Origin of the sequence: Streptomyces sp. NRRL S-495, from assembly GCF_000966955.1 — a bacterium.
Lineage (GTDB): Bacteria > Actinomycetota > Actinomycetes > Streptomycetales > Streptomycetaceae > Kitasatospora > Kitasatospora purpeofusca.
Genome location: NZ_JZWY01000974.1, coordinates 1 through 7,902 on the forward strand (window position 1 = coordinate 1; position 7,902 = coordinate 7,902).

Below are 7,902 nucleotides of genomic sequence, written 5' to 3' on the forward strand. Positions count from 1 at the left end.
GGCAGTGGCAACCTGCCGAACCTCAACCTCGGCAACGGTGGATCGGGCAATTCCGGCAGCAACTCCGGCAGCGGCCCCAACCTCATCGCCAACCCGTTCCCCGACCTCAACTCCGGCCCGCTGCCCGACTACCTCCTCCCCGGCTCCTCCGGCTCGAACCGGCCCGTGGTCGTCCCCCCGTCCTCCGTCATCACCAAGGACGGGCGGATCGTCGACGAGAACGGCAACCCCGTCCTGGACTCGGCCGGCAACCCGATGGTGGCCGGCCCCGGCTACAGCATCGGCCCGGACGGCGTCCTGCGCGACGGCAAGGGCGACACCGTCTCGCAGTACCGGCAGCTGCTCGCCGACCGCTACTCCGCGGCGGGCGACGACAGTGGCGGCCCCAGCCTGCTGTCGCCCAACAGCTTCGGCGCCGGCGGCTTCTCCTACAACACGATGGGCCTCGGCGCCGGCGGCTCGGGCGGGGGGAGCTCGCTCGGCCTCGGCGGCGGCCCGATGATCGCCGGAATGGGCGGCGGCCTCAGCAACCGGGCGCTGGCCGCCGGCGGCGACCCGTCCGTCACCAAGGCCGCGGTCGACCAGGCCAATGCCGAGCGCGTCGCCGCGGAGCGGGCCGCCCGCGCCGCGGCCCAGGAGCAGGCCGCCCTGACCGGCCAGCGGACCGCGACCTCGTCCGGCGGGATGCCGCCGATGATGCCGCCGGGCGGCGGCATGGGCGGCGGCGCGGGCGGACCCGGCAACGAGAAGGACCGTCGCCGCACCACCTGGCTGGCGGAGGACGAAGAGGTCTGGGGCACCGACTCCGGTGCCGTGAGCGGCGTCATCGGACGCTGAGGACGCCGAGGACGCCGAGGACGTTCAGGATCTTCAGGACGTTCAGGATCTTCAGGACCCCGACCGCACACCCGGGTGCCGCCCGCTCCGCCCGCCCCGGCGGACCGGGCGGCACCCGACCACGAGGAAAGACGAGGAAGAGCGCATGAGCAACCCGTTCGCGGACCAGATCGCCCAGGCGATGGCCGAGATGCAGACCGAGCTGGCCAGGGCCGAGGAGATGCAGCAGGAGATGAACGAGCTCACCGGCTCGGTCACCTCCAAGGACCGGATGGTCACCGCCAAGGTCGGCTCGCAGGGCCAGGTCGTCTCGCTCACCTTCCACACCAACGACTACCGCGACATGGCGCCCGCCGAGCTCGCCAAGATCCTCACCGATGTGCTCAACGAGGCCCGGGCCGACGTCGGCAAGCAGGTCGCCGAGCGCATCTCCCGCTTCGACGGCATCGGCGAGACGCTGCGGCTCTCGATGACCGGCGGCAGCGAACTGGACGAGATCCTCGAACCGCTCTGGGCGATGCGTCCTGGCTTCGACGCCGACGAGAAGAAGAAGAAGGCCGACCGCCAGGAGGAGTTCCGTGGTTAGCCCGAACACCACCTCCAAGACGGCGATGCTCAAGAAGAGCTTCGCCGAGTTCTTCGAGCTCAAGGACTACGTCGCCAAGCTCACCAAAGAGGCCGATCACATCAACGCGATCAACCTGCGGGTGGGCGGGAACGACGAGATCGGCAAGCAGTACCACGCCCAGGTCGACGACGGCACCAAGAACCTGTACGAGCTGCTCCTGAAAATCGGCTCCACGGTGGGCTCGGTCGGCGAGAACGGCGAGCTGCTCGCCGTGACCCTCGACCGGGCCGGCGACCACGCCAACGACATCGCCAACGGCTTCTGACCCACCCGTAGCCGAAGGCCCGACCTCCCCCGCACAACCGGAAACGGCAGGCAGTCCCCGTGGCCCACTCCTCGATCGAGGTCAACGAATCGACCGCGCGGTTCTTCACGATCATCACCGGCATGCCCTGGCCGGAGATCCGTGAGGGGGACCTGCGCGAGGTCCGGGACGCCTACGAGCAGTTGGCCAAGGAACTGCCGGAGCTGCGGGCGCTGATCGAGAAGGTGGCGATCTCCTGCGCCCGGCAGTTCAAGGGTCAGGCCGCCATCACCTTCGCCTACCAGATGAACTCGTTCATCGGCCGGTCCAGCACCGGAGCCAAGGCCGGGGAGGACTACGTCTCGGCGGCGGCCAAGACCGCCAAGGCGCTGGCGGACTGCGCCGGCGACGTCGCCAACACGGTCGAGTACACCAAGTGGATGGCGATCGCCCAGCTGGTGCAGCTGATGGTCGAGATCGCGCTGGCGATCTTCTGGGCGCCGTTCAGCTTCGGCACCAGCCTGTCCGGACTGGTGCTGAAGAAGCTGCTCACCAAGGCCGCGCTCACGGCCCTGATGAAGTACCTGCTCAAGACGATCGCGATGCACACCTTCTCGGGCATCGTGGGCGGTCTGCTGATGGACGGCATCATCCAGAACCTCCAGATCGGCCAGGGCAACCGCAAGGAGATCGACAAGGAGCTCCAGAAGCAGGCGGTGCTCTTCGGCGTCATCGGCGGCATCCTCGGCGGCCCGCTCGACCTGCTCGGCCTGGGTCTGGGCAAGCTGCTGGGCCGGCTGCTCGGCAGGAGCGGTGGCCGGCTGCTCGCCGACAGGCTCAGCGACTACCTGGTCGACGGTGAGCTGAAGAGCCTCAAGGGCACGCTGAAGACCGCCGCCGAGGCCGCCGCCAAGGCCGGGGAGAAGGGCCCGCTCGGCGCGGTCGGCAAGGAGACCTCGAAGGGGCTCGCCGACCAGGCCCTGAAGAAGGCGGAGGCCAGGGCGTTCGCCCGGGACCTCGGCAGCCTGATGGAGGCGTCCGCCGAGCAGCTGCAGGCGGGCTTCGGGAAGACCACCCAGGGCTCGCTCTCCTCGACCTTCGTCAAGGAGATGGAGAAGACCTTCGTCAAGCACCTCGGCGAGCAGCTCGGGAAGAAGGAGGCCGGCGCGCTCGGCCGCGAGCTGGGCGAGAAGTTCGCCGAGAAGTGGGTCGGCAAGGCCCAGCAGTCCGTCGCGGCCCGGGGCGCGGCCAGCGAGGGCCTCAAGGACGCGCTGGGCACCGTCCTCAAGCAGGAGGGCAACGCCGGCCGGACTCTGACGGCTCGTCAGATGGACGCTCTGGGCAAGCACCTGCCGGACCTCGCCGACGGTCTGACGCAGGGCAACAAGATGTTCCAGCTCGGCCTGGCGCTCGGCAACTACGTCCAGTCCGGTACCCAGAACGTGCTCAGCGAGGGCTTCTACAACCTCATCTTCGGCGAGAACCACGAGTTCACCGTCACCGCGGGCAGCTTCGTCGGCGGCATGATGACCGCGATGATGGGCCACGTCATGCACCTCGGCTCGGCGCCGCTGATGCACCGCTACGCCGACTGGGTCCAGCAGACCCAGTTCCAGGCGGTCAAGGAGGGGGAGGGCAAGTACTTCCCGCTCTACCACCCGATCACCTTCGCCGCGTTCGCCAGCATGGCGTCCGGCAAGATCGTGCCCATCCCGGTGCCCAGGATGGGCCACCCGGAGGCCTTCGAGTTCGCCAAGAGCTTCCGGATCAACTCGCTGGAGGACGTCGCGAAGGGCATGTCGCACGCCTCGGGCGTGGACATCAAGACCCCGCCGGCCGACCACGAGGTGGCCGAGTGGATGCAGCAACTGCTGCCCTACGTCGACTTCCTGGCGGAGGAGCGCGGCGACCACTCGATGTCCCTGCTGGAGACGCTGACCCGGACCGTCGGCGGCAGCACCGACACCCTGGTGCCGGTCCACGACGAGCCCTCGGCCCGGTCCGAGCAGGGCGGGAAGAAGGGCGGCGAGGAGAAGTCCGGGGAGGAGCACGGCCCCGCGACGCCGGTCAAGGTCCAGTCGGAGGACGCCCCGGCCGTCGCGCCGAAGCCGCGGACGCCGGACGCCGAGCAGAAGGTCGCGGAGCAGCGCACCCCGGAGCGCAAGCCCGGGGAGGCGCCCGGCCAGGAGCCGCCGAGGAAGAGCACCCCGGGCCGGCAGCGGCCGGTGCCCCCGGTGTCGACCGAGTCCTCGGGCGACGGGCTGACGGCCCCCCGCAACCGGACCGGCGGCGGGGACGAGACTGTCGCCCCCGGTGCGACCGCGACCGCCAACGCCCTTGGTGGCGCGGGCCGTTCGACGACCAGCTCGGCGTCCGCCGGCGACCGGACCGCCCCGAACCACGCCCCGGAGCAGGACCCGAAGCCGCCCGTCGCCCCGCAACAGACCACGAGTGCCGCCTCGACGCTGCTCGGCCAGGACTCCACCGTCACCCGCGACTCCGACCGGACCGAGGCACCGGCGCCGCCGCCCCGGACCGGGGCCTTCGACCTCCCCTCGCAGCCCCGTACCCCGGGCCGGGACGAGAGCGACCAGCCCCGCACAACCGGCCGGGACGAGACCGACCCCCTCCCCCCGCGCGAGCAGCCGCTCGCGCCGACGGTCCCCGTGCCGCTCACCAACTCCCTCACCGAGCTCCGCCCGAACCCGGCCACCCGGCGGGTCGAGCCGCTCGCCTACCTCCAGATCGAGGGCGCGCCCGCGCCGCCGCCGCTGCGCCCGTACCAGGTTCGGCGCGGCCGGTCGCTGACCGGCGACCCGGTCACCGAACTCGTCCTGCGGCTGCACCTCGACCACACCGGCGTGCCCCAGGGCCAGGCCGGGTGGGTCACCGTGCTCCGTGAGCGCGTCGGCCTGGCGGTGAACGCCGCCTACAACGGCGGGCACCGGCTGCCCGACGGCAGCCGGCTCCAGGTGCGGGTCGAGTTCGCCGAGTCGGCCGCGAAGGCCGACCACACGGTGAAGGTGCACCGGGACAAGGTCGACCAGGACGAGGCCAACTGGGGCCTGCGGGCCGACCGGGAGGTGATCGGGCACGAGCTGGGGCGCGTCCTGGGCCTGGTCGAGGGTCCGAGCGAACTCCACCGCGCCCCGGGCGCCGACCGCACCGCCGTCGACTGGCCGCGTCGCCTGCGTACCGTCGGCGACACCGTCGACGAGGCCTTCGCCCCCGAGCACGCCTCCGCCGACCACACTCCCGCCCCGGCGCCGCGGATCACGGGCGAGGTCCGCGACACCGCGCTGTACGGCCAGGACGGCGGTAGCGGTACCGGCGGCTCGCTGCTGCGCCCCTCCGTCGACGCGGCGTACGCCGGACAGCTCCGCACCAACGCCAACGACACCGTCCGGCTGCCGGCCCCGGACGGCTCCGGTGCGCAGCCCCGGACGTTCTTCCCCCGGCACTGGACCGTCGACCACATCGTGTACGCCGCCGAACAGGCGCACCTGGCCTCCCGGCGCTCCGGCACCGACGACTCCTCGCCGGTGTGGACCGGCGAGTACGCCGGTGTGACGATCACGGGCACCCAGCGGGACGGTGTGATCACGGGCTTCCGGCCGCACCACGAGCAGGTGGACGCGCCGCCGCCGCCGTACGCCCCGCAGCGGCCGCTCCCGCCGCACCGGGGCGACCTCCCGCCCCTCCGCGACACGGTGCTGGACGACACCCGGCCCGTCGAGCGGTCGGCGCCCACGAACCCCGGCCGCCCCGACCTCCCGGTCGGCCCGCAGCCGGGGGCGGACGGCAGCACGACGGCGGACACCGCGGTGCACGACACCACGACGGCCGACACCGCCCCTCCGCAGTACCCCCTCTCCGCCTGGCAGTCCGCGGGCCCGGGCGGCAGCATCACGGATCCGCTCCGCCCGCCCCGTGCCTCGGGCGACCTGCGGCAGACGGTGCTCACCAACGGCACGGTCCGGGTCTTCTCCGGCCAGCGGTCCGCGGGTGTCGAGCCGGGTGCGCCGATCGAGGCATTCCCCTCGCGCTGGCACCGTGCCCTGGGGGACACCGGCACGCTGTACTACCCGGAGTCCTGGAGCGCCGCCGCCGTGGCCATCCACGTGGACGCGGCGGTGCGCGCCTCGCCGCAGAGGTACCCGCAGCCCGACGGCTCCATCCTGGTGGTCGGCCAGTCGGACGGTGTCTGGATCGAGGCGGTGTTCCACCCGGACGGCACGCTGCAGTCCCACCGCCCGTCCCCGTGGCAGACGGACGCCCAGCACACCGAGGGCGCCGAGGTCCAGGTGCCGGAGCTCGGACACGTCCGGATGGGCCGGGTACGGACGGCCGACGGGGCGGAGGTCCTGCGGGTCACCGCCCGGGTCCGGCTGGTGGGCGACGAGCAGAGCGGCCCGGCCGAGCTCGAGCAGGCCCGGCGCACCCTGGAGGAGGATGTCGCCGGCTATCTGGCCGACCACCAGGACTTCAGCGACACCCGGCTCGACTTCCGGCTGGAGTTCACGACCGACCAGGACGCCACCGAGGTCCGGATCGGCCCCGGCGCGAACCTCACCGTCCTGGGCGCCCTGCCCCGGCTGCGCGACGCGGCGGGCTCCTTCGACCTGGGCATGGTCCTGGAGCGGATGCCCGAGCAGCCGCCGGAGGCGCCGTGGACGGTGTCGGGCGCGGCGCTGATCGACGTGCCGCGGCAGCACTTCGCCGACGCGGTGTGGAACCGCCCGACGGAGGGCCGCAACCTGCCGGGCGAGTGGACCGCCGAGGAGGCCCGCTACGCCGCGCACCGGATCCGGGCCACGGGCCGGGCCGTCGACGCCGGTCCGGTACCGCCCGAGGGCACGAGCGCGCCCCAGCTGCACCACGGCGAGTTCGCCGGGGTGAAGCTCACCGTCCGGGTGGAGGACGGCCGGATCACCGACTTCTGGGGTCAGCCGGACCAGCGCATGCCGCACCAGCTGGCCGCGCCGGTGGCCGAGCAGCGCCAGGTGATCGGGACCCGCGAGGTCGTTCCTCCGACGGACGCCTTCGACCGCGCCATGGAGGCGCGGGATACCCAGGGGTTCGAGGTGACCCGGATCCGGCTTCCCGACGGCGACACCGAGTCCGTGATCACCGTCCGGGTGCGCCTGGACACCACGGACCTGCCACTGGTGGAGCTGCGCACCGCCGAGAGGTTCGGAGAACTGCTCGACCGGGCCCGGGCCGGGGTGGCCGCCACCTACGACGTCGGCCAGCGGCTGCCCAACGGCGACCGGCTGCGGGCGCGGATCGAATTCGTGAACGATCCCGCCACCGCGCACCACACCGTCAAGATCCACCCGTCCTCGGACCGGGAGAACCACCGCGCATGGGGCCTGAACACCAAGGCTGATGTCATCGCCCACGAGGTCGGCCACCTGTTCGGCCTGCCCGACGAGTACCGCGAAGCGTCGTGGAGCAGCCGTCCGGTCTACCTCGACGGCGGGCTGATGGCGGCCCGGGCCCGGGAGGAAGGCCACGGCCTGATCGCGGTCGACCAGGACCACCAGTCCAGGGGCAACTACTCCGTCGGCCCGCACCAGGTCCTGCCCGCGCGCAACCTGCGGCAGCTGGGCGCCGTGATCGACCTCGCCTTCGGTGCCGACCGCGGTCCTGCCCCGGGCGCCACCCACCCGCCGCGACCGCAGGTGAACGAGGACGCCCGGCGCACCGCGCTGTACGGCGACGGGCGCGGGGGCGGCCACCTGTTCCCGCCGCCGGGTTCCGACCGGCCCCGGCCGGAGCGGGTCGCGGGGTCGGAGAACCGCAACGGCACCTTCCGGGTGCTCGACGGCCCGGCGGACGAGGTGGCGACGGACCACCGGGCGACGGTGAACGGGCGGCAGGCCGGCGACCTGGCGACCGGCCGGGCTCCCCGGACTGCGGACTTCACCACCGGCCGGGCTCCCCGGACGGGAGACCTCGGTACCGCCCCTGACCCCGTTCCCCGGGGCGGCGACCGCCACCGCACCATGTTCCCGGAGCACTGGTCGTCGGACGACGCGGTGTACGCGGCTGAGCAGGCGTACCAGCACGCGCTGCGCCGGGGCCCGGAGGCGTTCACCGAGGTCGCCCCCGGTGTTCGGACCTTCACCGGTGAGTACGGCGGGGTGCGGATCGAGGGCCGGGTCGAGAACCGGACCGAGTTCCGGCCGGC

At 72.8% G+C, this 7,902-nt stretch carries 3 protein-coding genes and 1 pseudogene; all 4 read left to right on the top strand.

Annotated features, from left to right (window positions below; genetic code table 11):
- A pseudogene (locus VR45_RS49565) lies at positions 1–837 on the top strand (hypothetical protein); the annotation flags it as partial.
- A gap of 145 nt (positions 838–982) precedes the next feature.
- Positions 983–1,423 carry a YbaB/EbfC family nucleoid-associated protein gene (locus VR45_RS43085; RefSeq protein WP_052709678.1) on the top strand — a complete coding sequence of 147 codons (441 nt, stop codon included), beginning with the start codon at positions 983–985 and terminating at the stop codon, positions 1,421–1,423.
- Positions 1,416–1,730: a hypothetical protein gene (locus VR45_RS37395; protein WP_045944398.1), complete on the top strand. Its 315-nt coding sequence runs from the start codon at positions 1,416–1,418 to the stop codon at positions 1,728–1,730. Before VR45_RS43085 ends, VR45_RS37395 begins: the two co-directional genes overlap by 8 nt.
- A 59-nt stretch (positions 1,731–1,789) precedes the next feature.
- A partial coding sequence (locus VR45_RS37400) for an EndoU domain-containing protein (protein ID WP_045944399.1) occupies positions 1,790–7,902 on the top strand: 6,113 nt, incomplete at its 3' end.